18 protein-coding genes are annotated in these 17,154 nt (G+C 51.7%); 14 read left to right on the top strand and 4 right to left on the bottom strand.

The window, feature by feature from the left end:
- The first annotated feature begins 118 nt into the window (after nt 1-118).
- The 5 genes from AC3ZPD_RS00985 (at nt 119) to AC3ZPD_RS01005 (ending at nt 3,583) form a co-directional block, all read left to right on the top strand.
- On the top strand, nt 119-652 hold the full coding sequence (locus AC3ZPD_RS00985; RefSeq protein ID WP_490982398.1) for an HD-GYP domain-containing protein: 534 nt from the start codon (nt 119-121) through the stop codon (nt 650-652).
- An 87-nt stretch (nt 653-739) separates the two neighbouring features.
- Complete coding sequence (locus AC3ZPD_RS00990; protein WP_490982399.1) at nt 740-1,582, top strand: aldo/keto reductase; 843 nt, start codon at nt 740-742, stop codon at nt 1,580-1,582.
- A 362-nt stretch (nt 1,583-1,944) separates the two neighbouring features.
- On the top strand, nt 1,945-2,220 hold the full coding sequence (locus AC3ZPD_RS00995) for a GNAT family N-acetyltransferase (RefSeq protein WP_490982811.1): 276 nt from the start codon (nt 1,945-1,947) through the stop codon (nt 2,218-2,220).
- A gap of 136 nt (nt 2,221-2,356) precedes the next feature.
- Nucleotides 2,357-2,761: a hypothetical protein gene (locus AC3ZPD_RS01000; protein WP_490982400.1), complete on the top strand. Its 405-nt coding sequence runs from the start codon at nt 2,357-2,359 to the stop codon at nt 2,759-2,761.
- Nucleotides 2,762-2,836: 75 nt separating this feature from the next.
- Complete coding sequence (locus AC3ZPD_RS01005) at nt 2,837-3,583, top strand: SDR family NAD(P)-dependent oxidoreductase (protein ID WP_490982401.1); 747 nt, start codon at nt 2,837-2,839, stop codon at nt 3,581-3,583.
- Between the two features lie 154 nt (nt 3,584-3,737).
- Here AC3ZPD_RS01005 and AC3ZPD_RS01010 read toward each other — a convergent pair whose 3' ends face one another.
- A complete protein-coding gene (locus AC3ZPD_RS01010; protein ID WP_490982402.1) occupies nt 3,738-3,896 on the bottom strand; it encodes a hypothetical protein in 159 nt (52 codons plus the stop codon).
- A 194-nt stretch (nt 3,897-4,090) separates the two neighbouring features.
- Between AC3ZPD_RS01010 and AC3ZPD_RS01015 the strand changes: the two genes are divergently transcribed.
- The 7 genes from AC3ZPD_RS01015 to AC3ZPD_RS01045 all read left to right on the top strand — a co-directional run bounded on the left by AC3ZPD_RS01015 (nt 4,091) and on the right by AC3ZPD_RS01045 (nt 12,065).
- Nucleotides 4,091-4,816, top strand: a complete 726-nt coding sequence (locus tag AC3ZPD_RS01015) for a cytochrome c biogenesis CcdA family protein (protein WP_490982403.1) — start codon at nt 4,091-4,093, stop codon at nt 4,814-4,816.
- Nucleotides 4,817-4,831: 15 nt separating this feature from the next.
- A complete protein-coding gene (locus AC3ZPD_RS01020) occupies nt 4,832-5,407 on the top strand; it encodes a TlpA family protein disulfide reductase (RefSeq protein ID WP_490982404.1) in 576 nt (191 codons plus the stop codon).
- 44 nt (nt 5,408-5,451) lie between these two features.
- Nucleotides 5,452-6,603: a peptide-methionine (R)-S-oxide reductase MsrB gene (gene msrB / locus AC3ZPD_RS01025; RefSeq protein ID WP_490982405.1), complete on the top strand. Its 1,152-nt coding sequence runs from the start codon at nt 5,452-5,454 to the stop codon at nt 6,601-6,603.
- A 22-nt stretch (nt 6,604-6,625) separates the two neighbouring features.
- On the top strand, nt 6,626-7,408 hold the full coding sequence (locus tag AC3ZPD_RS01030; protein ID WP_490982406.1) for a response regulator transcription factor: 783 nt from the start codon (nt 6,626-6,628) through the stop codon (nt 7,406-7,408).
- Complete coding sequence (locus tag AC3ZPD_RS01035) at nt 7,405-9,132, top strand: cache domain-containing sensor histidine kinase (RefSeq protein WP_490982407.1); 1,728 nt, start codon at nt 7,405-7,407, stop codon at nt 9,130-9,132. Before AC3ZPD_RS01030 ends, AC3ZPD_RS01035 begins: the two co-directional genes overlap by 4 nt.
- 276 nt (nt 9,133-9,408) lie before the next feature.
- Nucleotides 9,409-11,097, top strand: a complete 1,689-nt coding sequence (locus AC3ZPD_RS01040) for a glycoside hydrolase family 13 protein (protein ID WP_490982408.1) — start codon at nt 9,409-9,411, stop codon at nt 11,095-11,097.
- 47 nt (nt 11,098-11,144) lie between these two features.
- Nucleotides 11,145-12,065, top strand: a complete 921-nt coding sequence (locus AC3ZPD_RS01045) for an NAD(P)/FAD-dependent oxidoreductase (RefSeq protein WP_490982409.1) — start codon at nt 11,145-11,147, stop codon at nt 12,063-12,065.
- 123 nt (nt 12,066-12,188) lie between these two features.
- On the opposite strand, the gene AC3ZPD_RS01050 is transcribed toward AC3ZPD_RS01045, so the two are convergent.
- The gene (locus AC3ZPD_RS01050) at nt 12,189-12,377 is read right to left on the bottom strand and encodes a hypothetical protein (RefSeq protein ID WP_490982410.1); all 189 of its coding nucleotides are present in this window, start codon (nt 12,375-12,377) and stop codon (nt 12,189-12,191) included.
- 171 nt (nt 12,378-12,548) lie between these two features.
- Between AC3ZPD_RS01050 and AC3ZPD_RS01055 the strand changes: the two genes are divergently transcribed.
- Entirely contained in the window at nt 12,549-13,058 is a 510-nt protein-coding gene (locus tag AC3ZPD_RS01055) for a GNAT family N-acetyltransferase (protein WP_490982411.1), read from the top strand.
- Nucleotides 13,059-13,143: 85 nt separating this feature from the next.
- On the opposite strand, the gene AC3ZPD_RS01060 is transcribed toward AC3ZPD_RS01055, so the two are convergent.
- Nucleotides 13,144-14,400, bottom strand: coding sequence for an MFS transporter (locus AC3ZPD_RS01060; protein WP_490982412.1), 1,257 nt, complete (start codon nt 14,398-14,400; stop codon nt 13,144-13,146).
- 271 nt (nt 14,401-14,671) lie between these two features.
- Here AC3ZPD_RS01060 and AC3ZPD_RS01065 point away from each other — a divergent pair, with 271 nt between their 5' ends.
- Nucleotides 14,672-16,030 carry a hemolysin family protein gene (locus tag AC3ZPD_RS01065; RefSeq protein WP_490982413.1) on the top strand — a complete coding sequence of 453 codons (1,359 nt, stop codon included), beginning with the start codon at nt 14,672-14,674 and terminating at the stop codon, nt 16,028-16,030.
- A gap of 132 nt (nt 16,031-16,162) precedes the next feature.
- Here the strand turns inward: AC3ZPD_RS01065 and AC3ZPD_RS01070 are convergent, their stop codons facing one another.
- Entirely contained in the window at nt 16,163-17,152 is a 990-nt protein-coding gene (locus AC3ZPD_RS01070) for a TIGR03943 family putative permease subunit (protein WP_490982414.1), read from the bottom strand.
- Between the last annotated feature and the right edge of the window lie 2 nt (nt 17,153-17,154).

Raw genomic sequence — 17,154 nt, forward strand, 5'->3', positions numbered from 1 at the left:
AGAAGAGAACCAGTGAATAAGGGAGGAACAAAGAAAGGTGAAAAAAAACGAAAATAACGCCAGTGGAGAGCCTGCGATAGAGGACTCAGACTCTTTATACTGGATCAAGAGGATGAGAATGACAAGCGAGGAGATTCTTTCGCACAGCTACAGGGTTTCTTCCATAGCCGAACGGCTCGGGGAGGAATTGAACCTGTCGGAATCCGAGCTTGGGGAGCTCCGGAGAGGGTGCTTCCTTCATGACATCGGGAAGGTTATGGTTCCCGGAGACATCCTGCACAAGCCCGGGAAGCTGAACGAAATGGAGCAGAAAACGCTGGGACTGCACCCCATTTTGGGCGAGCTGATTGTGTCCACGATTCCCGGCCTCGGGCCTGCCGTTTCAAGCACCGTTAGATCCCATCACGAAAGGTGGGACGGCAGCGGGTATCCCGATCACCTGAAAGGGGAGAAGATCCCGCTTTTTGCACGCATTTGCAGCATTGCCGATGCGTTTGACCATATGCTTCAAGAAAGGACCGTACATAAAAGGAAAGCGCTCGAGGAAGCCAAAAGTAAATTGCAGCAAGGCCGCGATCAAAAGTTCGACGCGGAATTAGTTTCGGTATTTTTAAATCTTCCAGATGAGATGTTAAGCATTTATTCCCTTTAATTAGCAATTATAGAGCCATAAACTTCACTTTAGCTGTCAAAACGTTCATAATAGGAAATGTAACCCAATTTAAAGGAGGATTTCTGAATGCCTACTTCCCTGCAGGACAGAGTTGCGCTAAACAATGGAGTTGAAATGCCTTGGTTTGGTCTTGGTGTCTTTAAAGTGAAAGAGGGCAATGAAGTCGTGGAATCGGTGAAAGCCGCCATTAAAAATGGATACCGCAGCATCGATACCGCTGCCGCCTACAAAAACGAAGAAGGCGTTGGACAAGCCATCGCGGAATCAATCCGGGAATATGGCGTTCCCCGCCAAGAGTTGTTCATTACCTCCAAGGTTTGGAATTCGGATCAAGGTTACCAAAGCACGCTGGATGCGTTTGAGCTTTCCCTGAACAAGCTGGGTCTCGATTACCTGGATCTTTATCTGATTCATTGGCCGGTGAAAGGCAAATATAAAGAAACCTGGAAGGCGCTCGAGAAAATTTATAACGACGGCAAAGCACGCGCTATCGGAGTAAGCAACTTCCACGTCCATCATTTGGAGGATTTATTGACTGATGCTTCAGTCGTGCCGGCGGTGGATCAAATTGAATTCCATCCGTATTTGTCCCAGCCGGAGCTGCGTGAATATGCGCCGAAGAAAGGCATCCGGCTGGAGGCCTGGTCTCCGCTTGCTCAAGGCCATATTTTGAAAGATGAGGTAATCGGCAAAATTGCGGCAGATCATGGCAAAACGCCGGCCCAGGTCGTGCTGCGCTGGGATCTTCAGCAGGAAGTGATAACCATCCCTAAATCCATTCATGAGGCGCGGATTATCGAAAATGCCAATCTGTTCGATTTCCAACTGTCCGACAGCGAAATGAAAGCCATCAACGATTTGAACAAAAACCAGCGGATCGGTTCAGATCCGGATAACTTTAATTTCTAATCCCGATGATCTTTGGGATCGGAGCGGCCTTAAAAGAGAAAACGAACCGGAGCAGAAGAATTGCCTGCTGCCCGGCTCGTTTTTTTGTTGCGCAGATAACCAGCGATGGGAGCCCCCGGAAATTCCTCTATTCTCTACTGCCGAAATGCGAACAAAATGGTATATTTAATGAAGATGGCTGACCGGCGCTGCCAAAGGCAGCTGGCGGACAACGTACATAACTAGTGATTTTATGCAGAAGGAGGCCAAGGGCATAAGACGAAGTTTTCTGCTTAAGAAGCGTTCTAAGGCATTCCCGCAGCGGGTTGTGAGGATAGAGGTGCTGAAGGTTAACCTTTAAAATCCAATTTTGCAGGAGGAAGATAAAAAATGATTGTCATAAGAAAAATGAGGCCGGAGGAGCGGCGTTTGGAGCTTACGAAGGCGAACGGCTGGCGGGTTTCGCCGTGCTTGCGCCTAAGTTTCGCGGAATCAATCGGGACCAGCTGCAGCTGGATCTGATGTACGTAACCCGCTCGCATCGCAGAAAAGGACTGGGCAGCCAACTGATGAACGAGATGAAACAGGAGGCTTTCCGCCGAGGGGCCCGTTACCTGTATATTTCATCTACGGAAACGGATTCGGCCGTTAATTTCTAACGGTACTCGGGCAGCGTACCCACGGATGAAGTTGATCGTGAGCTGTTTGAGCTGGAGCCTGAGGACATCCATATGCTCATGAAGCTGGATCCGTCCGAAGCGGACAGTTCCCGGCCGGATATGGAGGAGAACGATATTGAGGAGCAATAAGGGGTATTTTTATCTTTTGGTATGGATTGCGGTAGCGGTCCTGCTGCTTTATTACGGAAATTCCTGGCTGGGCCAGATGAAGCACAAGACGAACATAGCGGGCGATAAAAATTTTGCGATTATCGGCGAAACCGCTTATGCCTTGGTGCTTGGCGCCTGCCTGAGTCTGCTTGTTGGCATACCCGGCCGCTTCAAGCCCCACAAGCCGCTGCTGCTGGCTTTGTTTGCACCCAGCTTTATTTTGTTTATGTATGCTATAGCGGGTCAATATATGAAATTGCCGGAAATTCCGTGGTATTCCGAGGTTACTCAGTATGAGGGCCGGTTCTTTTTCGGGATCGTAAGCGGATTTTCCCTGATTCAGGGTTTGTTCGAAAGCAGGAGAAGATAGTCCAAATATTGGGCAAACTAAGGAAGGCAACCGGATGGAAGAATTCCAACGGAGTTAGCCAAAGGAGGCGAAGACATGTCCTTCGAGAACAAGAAGGTAGTGGTAACCGGAGCCGGACAGGGAATCGGCAAAGGGGTAGCGGAGGCTTATGCGAAAGCCGGAGCTCATGTCGTGCTGGCCGATGTCCATGCGGAACTGGGCGCGGCAGCGGCGGCAGCTATTCGGCAGGACGGAGGCAAAGCCGATTTTATCGTTTGCGACGTCAAGTCCGAAACTTCCGTTCGGGAGCTGATGGAGCAGGCCGCCGGGGAAGACGGTGCCTTGGATATTTTAATCAACAACGCAGGGTTAGGAATATGGAAATCGCCGCTCGAGCTTGAAATCGCCGAATGGGACCATGTGCTGAATACGAATGCGCGGGGCTGCTTCCTTTGCGCGCGTGAAGCTGCGAAATACATGAGAATATCGGGCGGGGGCTCCATCGTGAATCTGGCTTCAACGCGTGCGCTCATGTCGGAGCCGAACAGCGAGGCGTACGCCGCTTCAAAAGGCGCTATCGTGGCTTTAACCCATGCGCTGGCGGTTTCCCTCGGACCGGACGGCATTACGGTCAACTGTATCAGTCCGGGGTGGATCGAAAACGGAGATTACGAAGCCCTTCGCCCGGAAGATCATCAGCAGCATCCGTCCGGACGTGTCGGCAAAGCCGAGGACATCGCCCGGGCTTGTCTGTATTTGACTTCTCCCGACAACGATTTTGTGACGGGCGTTAATTTGGTTGTGGACGGCGGTATGACCCGAAAAATGATCTACGAGGAATAGACGAAAACCTAAAGTTTAGAATCAAATAGCTTGCTTAAAACTTCGAACGGTAGTCTTGAATCATAAAAAAAGCCGGTCCGGAAAATTCCGGAGCCGGTTTTTTTGTTTATCTTTGGCAGCGCCTTTGTTTAAATAAAGGCGCTGCCTTTTTGATTTACGTTAAAGGCGTTTGAACGGCCCGCGCGGCGTTAACCCGCCCGTTTCTCCACAGCGTTCCCGTGCCGGAAACAGGATCGGCGGAATGGAGCAGGGCATTTTGAATCTGGATGTTGGATCTTCCCTGGGCAGCCGACGCTCCAATCCATAACCACATACGAAATTCCTCCCTAACTTTTGATAGAAACTAGAGCACGGAGTATTCTATGCGGTTTTGATAGAAGAGGTTTGGGTTTGGCTTCCCCTTAAAAAACCTAATGAAATTGTAGAAGATGATGGCGAGTTTGAATGTTAAGAATCCGGAGAAAGCTCTAGACTTGAGATAAGGCAGATTCAATCGATTTTGGGGAGGTGATTTCAATCACAGAACAGATCTACGCCGGCACGGTGTTTGCCGCAGGGATATTATCTTTTTTTTCGCCATGCATCCTGCCCTTGCTGCCGGTCTATTTGGCTTATCTCGGCAGTTCCGGGACAAACGGGGTTAAAGCAAGCGAAGGATTGCGCGGAGGGATCGGCTTCTCGCCGATGCTGGCCGGAAGAACGCTGGTATTCATTTTGGGTTTGTCGACCGTATTTGTTTTATTGGGATTTGGAGCGGGGGCGCTTGGAAGCGTGCTGAACAGTTCCGTTTTTATAACGGCTTGCGGAGTCGTCGTGATCGCTTTCGGTCTTTACCAAACCGGAATCATCCATCTTCCTTTCTTAGAAAGGGAAAAAAAGATGCAGGCTGATTTTCAGCATAACCGCGGATGGTTTGGCGCCTATTTACTTGGCTTCACGTTCAGTTTCGGATGGACTCCCTGCATCGGTCCGGTGCTGGCTGCCGTCATCAGTTTTTCCGCCAGCGGCGGCTCCTGGGTGCAGGGCGTGATCTATATGAGCATTTACGCATTGGGTTTGGCGGTTCCATTTTTGGTGATGTCCTTGTTTTCCGGGCTCCTGCTGACGCGAATCCGCGGTCTTTACAAACATATGAACAAGCTGAAGATTTTATCGGGGGTGGTCCTGATGGTCATGGGGCTGCTGCTGGTAACCAACAAACTTAATGCGATTACGGCTTATTTTCAATTTTAGAAGGAGTGGAGAGAGATGAACGGTAAACGAAAAAAATGGGTATGGGGAGCGGCGGCGGTCGCCGCTTTGGCGGTTGTTTTTGTCGGAGCGGAAGGGCTCGATAAACAAGGGGGGATTTCCCTCAACAGTTCGGCAAGCGCTGCAGAGACGGCAGGTCAGCCGCTTAATCAGGGCAAACCGGCCCCCGAGTTCAACCTTAAGGATACGAAAGGCAACTCCGTATCCCTCGCCGATTTTAAGGGGGAGAAGGTTTATGTGAAGTTTTGGGCTTCCTGGTGCCCGATCTGTCTGGCAGGGCTGGATGAAATCAACCAGCTTTCCGGCGAATCGCATGATTACAAGGTGGTGACCATCGTGAGTCCCGGGTACAACGGAGAGCAGTCGGAAAAGGATTTTGTCGACTGGTTCTCCAAGCGTGGCTACAACAACATGGAAGTGCTGCTTGACGAAGGCGGTTCTTTGGCCAAACAATTCGGGGTCCGGGGTTATCCAACTTCCTTTTACATCGGCTCGGACGGCGTTTTGGCAAAAAGCGTGCCGGGGCATAACCCCAACGATCTGATTGCGCAAACCATTGATTCGATCCACTAGCCTTACAGAAACATAATAACGAATTTGTTCCAAGGAGGACGAATATGAAACGAATCAAGTTGTTTTCCGGTTTAGCAAGTGTTTTATTTCTTATCATGGCGATTACGGCTTGTTCCCCTTATAATCAAATAAGCGGAGCCGCCGAAACTGTTGCCGCCGCCGCAGGAAGCGCCTTGGACAGCAGCGCGCGTGTTACGACGGCTTCTTTGCCCAATCCGAATAAAGAAGTGGACTACTCCCACAGTCAGCTGCGTACGATTTATTTGGCCGGCGGGTGTTTCTGGGGAATTGAGGCTTACATCTCTCGTATTTACGGCGTAAGCGACGCCGTCAACGGTTATGCCAACGGCACGGGAGCAAATCCGACATATGAAGATGTGGAGAGAGGGAACCGGGGGTTCGCGGAAACCGTCAAAGTCACGTATGACCCGTCCCGGGTATCGCTCAAAATGCTGCTCGAGGATTATTTCAAGGTTATTGATCCTACCAGCCTGAACAAACAAGGAAACGACCGCGGTGTTCAGTACCGTACAGGCATTTATTTCGATGACAAAAACGACCTGCCCGTCATTCAGGCCGCCGTTGCGGCGGAGCAAACCAAATACGACAAAAAGATCGTGACCGAGGTGCTGCCGCTCGGCAACTATTATATGGCGGAAGAGTACCATCAGGACTACTTGGAGAAACACCCGGACGGTTACTGCCACGTCGATTTAGGCATCCTGAAGGATCAGACCGTACAAATCGATCCGGCCAAATATCCGAAACCCAGCAATGAAGAGCTGAAGAAAAAGCTGACCAGCGAGCAGTACCAGGTAGCCGTGCTTGGGGATACGGAGCATGCATTCTCCAATGAATACTGGGATAATTACGATCCAGGCATTTACGTGGATGTTACGACAGGCGAACCGCTGTTTTCCAGTGCGGATAAATACGATTCGGGCTGCGGATGGCCCAGCTTCACCAAACCGATCATTCCTGAGGTTGTTAATTATAAAAAAGATACCAGCTTTGGCCTCGTTCGGACCGAGGTTCGCAGCCGTGCGGGAAATATCCACCTTGGACACGTATTTGATGACGGACCAGCGGACAAGGGCGGAAAAAGATACTGCATCGACAGCGCCTCGATCCGTTTCGTACCTGAAGCCGACATGGACAAAGAAGGCTACGGCGATTTGATCAGTGTCGTAAAATGAAGCCGAAGGAGCTCATTCTTTCATGTATAAACTGCTTCTTGTTGAAGATGAAGAGTTGATCCGAAATGGAATCAAACGTTTTGTGCCTTTCGAAGAACTGAACATCGCCGAAATATTCGAGGCGGAGAACGGGGAAGAGGGGCTGCAAATTTTTCAGGAGCACAAGCCGGATCTTGTGCTCCTTGACATTAATATGCCCCGAATGAACGGCCTGGATTTTGCGTCAAAAATCAAGGCAATGAAACCCTCCGTCAAAATTGCGATCATTACCGGCTACGATTATTATGATTACGCGGTTACCGCGCTTAAGCTCGGAGTGGACGATTATGTGCTAAAACCCGTCTCGCGGGCCGATGTGTTTGAAGTGCTGGGCAAATTGGTCCGTAAGCTTAAAGGGGAAATCCAGCAGGAAGAACTGCTTAACCTGTTAAAGGAATTTAATGCCAAACCCGCAAGCCCGCAAGAGGAAGCCGAGCCGGATAACGAAAGAAAACTCATCGATGAGGCCGTGGAAAGGAATTTGGCCAATCCGGAGTTTTCCCTGACGGTATTGGCGGAGCAAATCGGGTACAGCCCCGGTTATATGAGCACGCTTTTTAAAAGGTTATACAACGCATCCTTCCAGGACTACGTGGCACACGAAAGACTGGAACGGGCCAAGCTTCGGCTGCTGGCTACCGATAAAAAAATTTACGAAATTTCCGAAGAAGTCGGGTTTGATAATCCCAACTATTTCAGCTCCTCGTTCAGAAAAAAATACGGCATGTCGCCGCTTCAATATAGGGAAAGGATTAAAGAAGGATGAAGCTGTTCGTTCGTTCGCTGCAATTTCGCATTTCCTGGATTTATATGCTCATCAGCATCCTGACGATCGGGATCACCGGGTCCGTTCTGTACGCTGGCATATCCCGCGTAGTTATGCATGAATCCGTGGAATCCAGCCAGATGACGATCTCCAAGGGCGGCACTTATGTCGTGATGTACCTGGACCGCCTTAAAGTGCTTGCCCAAACGCTCGCTGACAGTCCCCTGACGAAAAGAACGCTGGCGTCAAAGGACAAAACCGGAGAGCGGGACGTTCTCGTCTCCATAGATAATGTGCTGGCCGCGGACCCTTTCATTAAATCGGTAATCGTGATCGGCAAAGACGGTTATGTGCTGTCGAACGAAAAAAATTTAAATATGACCCGCTCTTCCGACATGATGAAGGAGCCTTGGTACGCCGCCGCCGTACACAGCAGCGTGCCCTCTCTGACTTCCGCTCGGATGCAAAATTTTTCGATGAACAAAAACGATTGGGTCATTTCTTTGAGCCGGGAAGTCCGGGATGATGCCGGTCAAAACCTGGGTGTTGTTTTACTGGATGTAGATTATAAGGGTTTTGAAGATAATTTGAACAGCCTGAATCTCGGAAGCGAAGGATATGTCTGCATCCTAAACGCGCAGAACGAGGTGGTTTACCATAAGGATGTTTCTTATTTTACCAACGCCTCCAAAAAGCAGGAGCTTATCGATCTGAAGGAAGGCTCGCAGGGGTATGACGAGAAACAGAACAGGCTGGTTTATCAAACCAAGCTGGAAGGCACGGATTGGACCCTGATTGGGGTCAGCTCCCTGGACGGACTCCGCCAGATCCGGACTCAGCTGCTGAGGACGTTTCTGATCGTGGCGGCCGCTTTGCTGCTGTTCATGTTCTTGACGTCGCCTTGGATCGCCAAAGGGCTTACGCGTCCGGTCCGGCGGCTGGAGGCAGCCATGCAGCAGGTGCAAAACGGACGGCTTGCGGTCAGCGTTCCCGAAACGGGCGTGACGGAAGTCCAGGGACTGGCCCGGCATTTTAACGTCATGGTTCAGGAAATCAGCCAGCTCCTTGAAGACAAGGAAGCTAAAGAACGGGCTCTGCGGATGCATGAGCTCAGCGTGCTGCACAGTCAAATTAATCCTCATTTTCTCTATAACACGCTGGATACCATTGTATGGATGGCCGAATTTCAGGATACCGAGCGGGTCATAGCAACAACGAAAGCTTTGGCGGAATTTTTCCAGTTGTCCTTAAGCGGAGGCAGTGAGTTTACTACCGTCGAGAAAGAGCTGGCGCATGTGACCCAATATCTGTTTATTCAGAAGGAACGTTACGGGGAAAAGCTTTCCTACGAAATCAGCTGCGATCCGGAGCTTAAGGAGATTACGATTCCGAAAATCATTCTGCAGCCGCTGGTCGAAAATGCGGTGTATCACGGCATAAGGGAGAAAAAGGGTCCCGGATCGATCCGTATCGGCTGTGCAAAAACGGAAGACGGCAGAATTGAATTTTCCGTGAAGGACGATGGGGAGGGTTTTGATCCCGGCAGGCTTGAGCATTCTTCAGGCTTGTCCAGGCTGGGAGGCGTAGGCATCCGGAATGTGGATGAGCGGTTAAAGCTTTATTATGGGCCCCATTACGGAGTTACCCTGCATTCCATGCCGGGCAAGGGCACGGAGGTGCTGGTCCATATTCCTTATCGGCAGGAACTTAAAAGTTCATCTTAATCCTTTCTATGGCAAGTCTTTGGCAAAGCCTGCGGGACGCTGGATAAAAACAGCGGTTTTGCAGGCTTGTTTTGCTGTGTTTAACGGTTATATTTTTTGCAGCGGCGGCTTCCTGCCGATTTTAAGTTATTAGCTTTCCTAGAACTGGTTAAAAATAAGAAGAGATGCGAACCCTAACTTTTCAGACATGCACCTCTCTTCAGAGGGGACACGGAAACAAGGACCGCGGCCTGATCAGGCTATCCGGCGGTTCGTCGGCAGGAGGAGGCAGAAAGGATGCAAGAGAGATGGTGGAAGGAAAGCGTTGTATATCAAATTTATCCGGTGAGCTTCCGGGATACTAACGGGGATGGCATAGGCGACCTTCGCGGGATTACGTCCAAGCTGGATTATTTGAAGGACCTTGGCGTAGACGTCATCTGGGTATGCCCGATCTACAAATCTCCAAACCACGACAACGGTTATGACATAAGCGATTATTGCGACATTATGAAAGAGTTCGGCACCATGGAAGACTTTGACCGGATGCTCCGGGAAATCCATGCCCGCGGGATGAGGCTTGTCATGGACCTCGTCCTGAATCATACTTCCGACGAGCATCCGTGGTTTCTCGAATCCGCATCCTCAAAGGATAATCCCAAAAGGGACTATTATATTTGGCGCAAGGGCAAAAATAACGGCCCACCCAACAACTGGGAATCCTACTTCAGCGGTTCGGTATGGGAGTATGACGACAAAACGGATGAATATTACCTGCATCTATACTCCAAACATCAGCCGGACCTGAATTGGGAAAATCAGACTGTTATCGATGAGCTGCACAATATGGTGCATTGGTGGCTTAAAAAAGGGGTCGACGGCTTCCGCTTTGATGCGGTTGCCCATATCGTAAAAGCCCAAGGCCTTCCCGACGCCCTGAATCCGGACAATTCGAAGACGGTCCGTGCTTACGAGATGTTTTCCAATCTGGAAAAGGTTCATACCCTCTTGCAGAATCTCAATGATAAGGTGCTTTATTTCTACGACATCATGACGGTTGGCGAAACGTCGGGTCTAGGTCCCGAGCAGGCTTTGGATTATGTGGGCGATACGCGGCGGGAGCTGAATATGGTGTTCCAGTTTGAGCATATGTTTCTCGACGCGGTGTCGCCCGGCAGCGGCAAATGGGATTATAAAGCGTGGAATCTGCTGGATTTGAAGAAAGTGATGAGCTTGTGGCAGACCGTTCTTCACGGCAAGGGCTGGAACGCCAATTATCTGAATAATCATGATCAGCCAAGATCGGTCAGCCGTTTTGGCAATGACGGCGAATACCGGGTCGAATCCGCCAAAATGCTCGCCACCTTCATCCATACGCTGGAAGGGACGCCGTATATTTATCAGGGCGAGGAGATCGGCATGACCAATGCGGATTTCGCGTCCATCGGGGATTACCGGGATGTCGAGACGCTGAACCTGTATCAGGAGCGGAAATTGGAGGGAGTGCCGGAGGAAGAGCTGATGGCGATGATCAAGCGGAAAAGCAGGGACAATGCCCGCACGCCGATGCAGTGGGACGATACGGAGCATGCCGGTTTTACGGCTGGCCGGCCATGGATTAAGGTCAACGACAACTATAGAGAAATCAATGTGGCCCAGGCCGTCAAGGATCCGGATTCCATCTATCACTATTACCGCAAACTGATCGCTTTGCGCAAGGAACATAAAGTCATCGTATACGGAGAGTACAAGCTGCTGTTTCCTCTGCACACGGAGATATACGCCTATACCCGCACGCTGGAGGAAGACGGACTGCTGGTGCTGCTTAATTTCTTTGATGAGGAGCCGCCGTGCGAGCTGCCGGCCGACCTGCGGGACAAGGAGCTGGAGCTGCTGATCTCCAATTATGAGCAGGCTCCGGGAGAACAAATCAGTAAGCTGAAGCTAAGGCCTTACGAAGCAAGGGTTTATAAATATAGGGTGTAAGACGCTTTAATGAACAGGTAATGACGTATAGGAGAGAGGGAAAGAAAATGATATATGATTGCTTGATCATCGGGGGAGGCATTGCGGGATTGCAGGCCGCCATTCAGCTTGGCCGTTATTCCGCCCACAAGATTCTGGTGGTGGACGCAGGGAAGGGCCGTTCGACGTTATGCCGGGAATACCATAACCTGCTCGGGTTTCCGGACGGGATTTCCGGAGAAGAACTGCGGAGCCGTGGCAGACGCCAGGCCGAGTCTTTTGGGGTGGAATTCACGGAAGACCGGATCGTGCAGGCGAAGAAGGAAGGAGAGATATTCAAGCTGACAGGGTCCGGAGGGGCAAGCTATGCTGCCCGCACGCTGCTGCTTGCTACCGGACTTCTGGACCGTTATCCGGCCATTCCCGGCCTTGAGCCTACCTTCGGACGGAGTGTGTATGTATGCCCGGACTGCGACGGGTATGAAATCGAGGGCCGGAAGACGCTGGTCATCGGCTCGGGAAATCCCGGGGCCAATATGGCGCTGCTGATGGCGGAACGCGCCGAAAGCTTGATTTACATTAACCACGAGAAAGAGCATGTGGATGAAGAGAAACACCGCCAGATGCATCAGGCTGGCATTCGTTACATGGAGCAGGCCGTGACGGAGATCCTCCACGAAAATGACGGCTATATCCAGGCCGCCATGCTGGAAGACGGCTCTTTGGTGGAGACGGAGCGGGGATTTATCGCTTTTGGCGGCAATCATGTGAATGCTGAAATTGCAGAGCAGCTGGGCATCGAGCTGCATCATAACCGTCATGTGGAGTCCAATCCCCGTTCCAAAATGACCAACGTGGACGGTGTATGGATTGCCGGAGACCTTGGCGTGCACTCCGAGCTGGTCACCGCAGCTATGGGGGACGGGGCCATAGCTGCTGTCTGGATCAATAAAACGCTCCGCAAAATGAAGCAAGAGCAGTCCCATTAAAGAGGAGGCCGATTAGGAACAGCCCGGTCTTCGTTCCCAAAACAAAAAGCCGGATCCCGCAAATGCTGCGGTCCGGCCTTTTGTTTGCTTATTTTTCCCGAAGGAAGGTTTATCCCTGTACGATCAGGTTCTGCGGTTCTCCACGCTTTTCATCCGGTTTTGGTCGTCATCCTGACGGTCGGTACTGAATTCCTGTCCCGCAGGCGCTTCCCCGTCTTCACTCACGCTTCTTGCAAAGCTGGCAAATTCCTCTTTCTGCTGAATCAGTTCCTGCTTGTGCTTCAACAACTCTTTCGGATCCTGAGTAGTCATAAGAACTCCTCCTTTGAAGTTTCGATGCACATTTATTATTACCCGAGGGCGGTCGGTCCAAACTTTCCTGCTGGAGGCTGCGGTTTTATGATATATTGAAAATATTTAATTCAGCAAAGGCAAAGCAGGCGGGGTTACGCCCCCTTTCGACGTGAAGCGGAGGAGAATAGCATGTCAGAACTTATTTATGAAATCAAAGATGCCGAACTCGGTGATTTGGGACGGATCGTGGAAATCTACAACTCGACGATTGCGGGCCGGCAGGTGACGGCCGATCTGGAGCCGATCACGGCGGAAAGCCGGATCCCGTGGTTTGAGCACCATAGTCCGGATCATCGCCCTTTGTGGGTGCTTAGAATAGATGGTCAGATTGCGGCCTGGCTCAGCTTTCAGTCTTTCTACGGCCGGCCGGCTTATCTCGGGACGGCGGAAATCAGCATTTACACAGCCCAAGAATTCCGATCAAAAGGGCTCGGCAGCATCCTTGTCCGGCATGCGATCGACAAATGTCCGGAGATCGGGGTACATACGCTGCTTGGTTTTGTATTCGGCCATAACGAGCCAAGCCTTGGTTTGCTCCGCAAATTCGGGTTTGAAACCTGGGGCCATCTGCCGAAGGTGGCCAACATGGACGGAATCGAGCGGGATTTAGTCATTGTGGGCCTGCGAGTAACGGACTAAAGAGCCTGCTGGCGGTTAAAAAAGAAGACCGAAACGCGAACAACCGCCTGGAGCGCTCCGGGCGGTTGTTTTTTCGTTCCGGTTTTTATTTTGGCGCTGCTGCTGTGTTCCTGTCTGCGGCTTCCGCGCTTGCTCTCCTGCGATACAACAGGATCAGCAGCGCCGAGCCGGCAAATGCGGCGGTTACAAGCCACAGCGGGATGCGCGGATCGATGGTGTAAGCCCAGCCGCCGATGATGCCGGCCGGCGAGGTCAGCAGCAAAATGAAAACCGAAAGCATGGAAAACATTTTGGCTCTTTTTTCGTCGTCAATGGCATTCTGGACCGCCGCTTCCAGGTAAGGCGAGCTGATCATCAGCCCTACGGCGGACAAAACGGTGCTGAGTCCCACCCAAAGGAGATTGCCGGTCGGGAAGACCGCAAGCATGACATTCGACGCTACGGAAAGCCAGAAGCCGGCGGTCATGGCCCGAGTCTCCGCAGAGGAAGAAATTTTTGGCATGATCAGCCATAGGGCCAGCAGCATGACGGCGGAAGAAACGGCCGGGAACAAAGAAATAATGCCGCTGCTGATATGTAAATAATCCGCAAGATACAAGGACAGGTACGTAGTTTTGAGCGTAGCCTGAAAATTAAACAGGATGTAAACTCCGAAGATCAGCAGCAGGCTTCTGCTGCGGAAAATCTCCCGGGCCGAACCCCAGTAGTCCTGCCAAATCTCTTTAAATCCGAGCTCACGGGTTTCCCGCATTTTCCGAAGCCCGATTTCGGTTTCACGGGTCGTTAAATGGCGGCCTACAAACTGAATCGTCATCATGACGCAAGCAAGCGCATACATCATCCGGACGCCGCTAACAAGCCCGTAATGTGCCACAAGCAGGCCGCCCAGCGGGGCGAACAAACCGCCGATCACGCCGATAATTTGCAGCAGCGTAAACACATAGGTCCGGTCCTCCGGTTTGGAGTCCTCGACGATCAGGCAATAGAAAGCGGTGTTTGGCACGCGCTGAAACCCATTCAGCAAAGCGGCGATCAGGAAAAACCAGACGTTTTGGGAAACGGCCCACAGCAGGGTGGCCATGGTCCAGCTAAGCAGGTCGAAATACAAAATCGAGCCCTTCCGTCCCATCCGGTCCGTCAAATACCCGCTTACCAAAGAGGAAAACACCTGAACCACCAGACCGAGGGTCGTAATCCACCCAATGGCGGTCTCCGTTATCCCCAGCTCGTACATATACAAGGTAGCGTAAGTCGAAAACATGCTGTAAGGGATCAAAAACAGCGGCTCGAAAGCCAAGCTTCCTCGGCTGTTCCCCTTCAGCCGGCTAAAAATAGGTCGCATTCATAAGGTCCTCCGGTCAAAAAAGCTGAATGGGTCATGGCTGGCAAAAACTACGTAAATGGTACTATAGTCTCTCCGGAAGCACAACCCGATTTTTTAGACACCTTTTCCGCAGGAGCTATACGTTGTTAACAGCCAAGAAGCGGGTAATGTATAAAACAGATAAGGAAACAGGAACCCGAAGCAGGGAACCAGGAAACAGAAGATGGGCAGACGGGAGGTGTTCCTCCGGGCCTAACGGGAACCGTTTCAGGCCAGGGAGGAGTTTTCAATGGACATCGTTAAACTGATTGTGGTCATTTTGCTGATTTTATGTACGGCCTTTTTTGTAGCATCCGAATATTCGGTGATCCGCGTGCGGATCTCCCGGATCGAGCAGCTTGCGGCCGCGGGGAATAAAAAAGCGGCTGCGGTGCAGAGCATTCTGAGCAGGCTGGACGAATACCTATCGGCCTGCCAGCTGGGCAACACGCTGACGGCGCTGGCTTTGGGCTGGCTCGGGGAATCTACGATCGAGCACCTGCTCGCGCCGCTGTTCGAGCTGCTGAACGTTCCGGCTTCGGTCGAATCGGTCGTTTCTTTTCTGATTGCCTTTATGCTGCTGACGTTCTTCGAAGTTGTGGTCGGCGAGCTTGTACCCAAATCCTTTGCTATTCAGCTTGCCGAACCGATGGCGATGTTTTTCAGCCGGCCGCTGATCATTTTTTATAAACTTACTTATCCGATTAACTGGTTTCTGAGCCGCTCTTCCCGGCTGATCACCGGGTGGTTTGGCATAAAGCCGGCTGGAGAGCACGAAACGGTGCAAACGGAAGCCGAGCTGCGCCTCGCATTATCCGAGGGCTACAAAAGCGGTCAGATCAATCCTTTTGAATACCGCTACTTAAATAACATTTTTGAGCTCGACAAGCTGGCGGTGCAGGGCATCATGGTGCCGAGAACGGAAATCCAGTCGGTGCCCCGGGACATGCGTCTATCCGATTTCCTGCAAAAAGAAGACAGCACCCGGTACGCGTATTATCCGGTGACCCTTGACCATGACAAAGACCGGATCGCAGGGATTGTGGATACCCGTGAGCTGCTCGGAAGTTATATCCGAAGGCAGTCGGACGGATCGGAGCCGGTCGGCCAATTCGTCAAACCCGTCATCCATGTGATCGATACGATCCGGGCCCAAAACCTGCTGCTCAAGATGCAGAAGGAAGGGATTAAAATGGCGGTGCTTCAAGATGAATTCGGCGGAACTACGGGGATCGTCACGATTGAGGATATTATCGAAAGCATCATCGGCGATATCGGGGACGAGCCCTACGCCGGCGTTCACGAAGAAGAAATTATAGAGCTTGAGGAAGGTCTCTACCGGATTAATCCGAAGGTGCCGCTCTATGAAATCAACAACCGGCTGCATGCCGGCCTGGAAACCGGGGAAGCCCATACGCTGGGCGGCTGGATGCTGACCCGGAAATACGATCTTGTGACCGGCGGCATGATTTCTTCCAAAAATTATGTGTTTACCGTTAAGGAAATGGAACGCGGGCAGCTTAAATGGATCGAAGCGCGCAAATTAACCCGCGAAGAGCAGGTGGAGATGAAAAATAAGCAAAGCGGCGTCCAGCGCCCCGCCCACTGATCTTAACGGGACGGAGCCAGATCTGACGGCTATCAAGCCGAGCTCCAAAGCTTTGCAGCAAAAATCCCGGAAGTGCTCCGTTTGCGGCACATCCGGGATTTTTGCGAAAGATCTCCGTCCGCCCTCTTTCGCTTATTTCGCTTTATGGTCCTGTTCAAACGCGGCAACGGAATCCGCGCTCGGGTAAACGTAAGGAACGGAAGGTTCGGCTTCAGGAGCGATTTGGTCGGCGTCAATCCGCAGCACTTCCTGTCCCCCGACGGTTTCCACATTGATTTTCCCCGTTACTTTGATCCAAGCATCCTTGGCGACCGGCGCGGCAGAAGCCGGGGTTTTGACCAGGACGCCGAACGGAAGAGCGTCGGCAGTGCAGCATAATACCAGGAAACGGCCTACCGCAAATTCGTCTGCCGATTTGCCGACAGCGGCATCTTTATAAACAAAACCGGTAAGGGAGATAGATTTGCCGATGAAATCCTGCTTAAAAAGCTCGATAGCCCCGATCGTTTCTGAATAAATATCCGGCGTAACTTGAATGACGGGCTCCGCATACAGAAGACCGGCAAGCCGGGCGAATTCTTCGTTATATTCGTCCGGAGCGGTAAACGTTTTTGACGGCTTGACGGAAACCTTCTCCGTTGCCGTTTGAGCGGTTTGATCCGTTTGCGCCGCTTGCGGCGTTTTGCCGCCAGTCCCGGCTCCGGCTGCGGCTTTCAGGGCGGCCTTTTCCTTGCTGACATGCTCCTCCTGAAGCGGGGTGGTCAGCGAGAATCCTTTGGTGGAAGCGGCGGCGCTGCCTAAGGGCCGGTTCGGAAACAAGGCGCCGAAAGCAACCGGCAGGAGAAACAAAACGTAGACGGCGGTTCTTTTAAATAAGGATTTGGGCACCTCATGGCTGCAGCCGCAGACCGGATCGTCGTCCGGCGCAATAGCGCGGTAGGCGGTAAAAACCGCCATCAGGCCCAGCAGGATCGGGCAGGGCAGCATCCATTTTTCCATGCGCGGAGCCAAATAATATTGAAGGGAACCGGTTTTGACCAGACTGCCGATCAACAAGGCCAAACCCAGCAGCAGCACGGCCTGTATCGCATGGTGGCGTTTTGACGAAGGCGCGGCGTTCATAA

The organism is Paenibacillus mobilis (assembly GCF_058267595.1).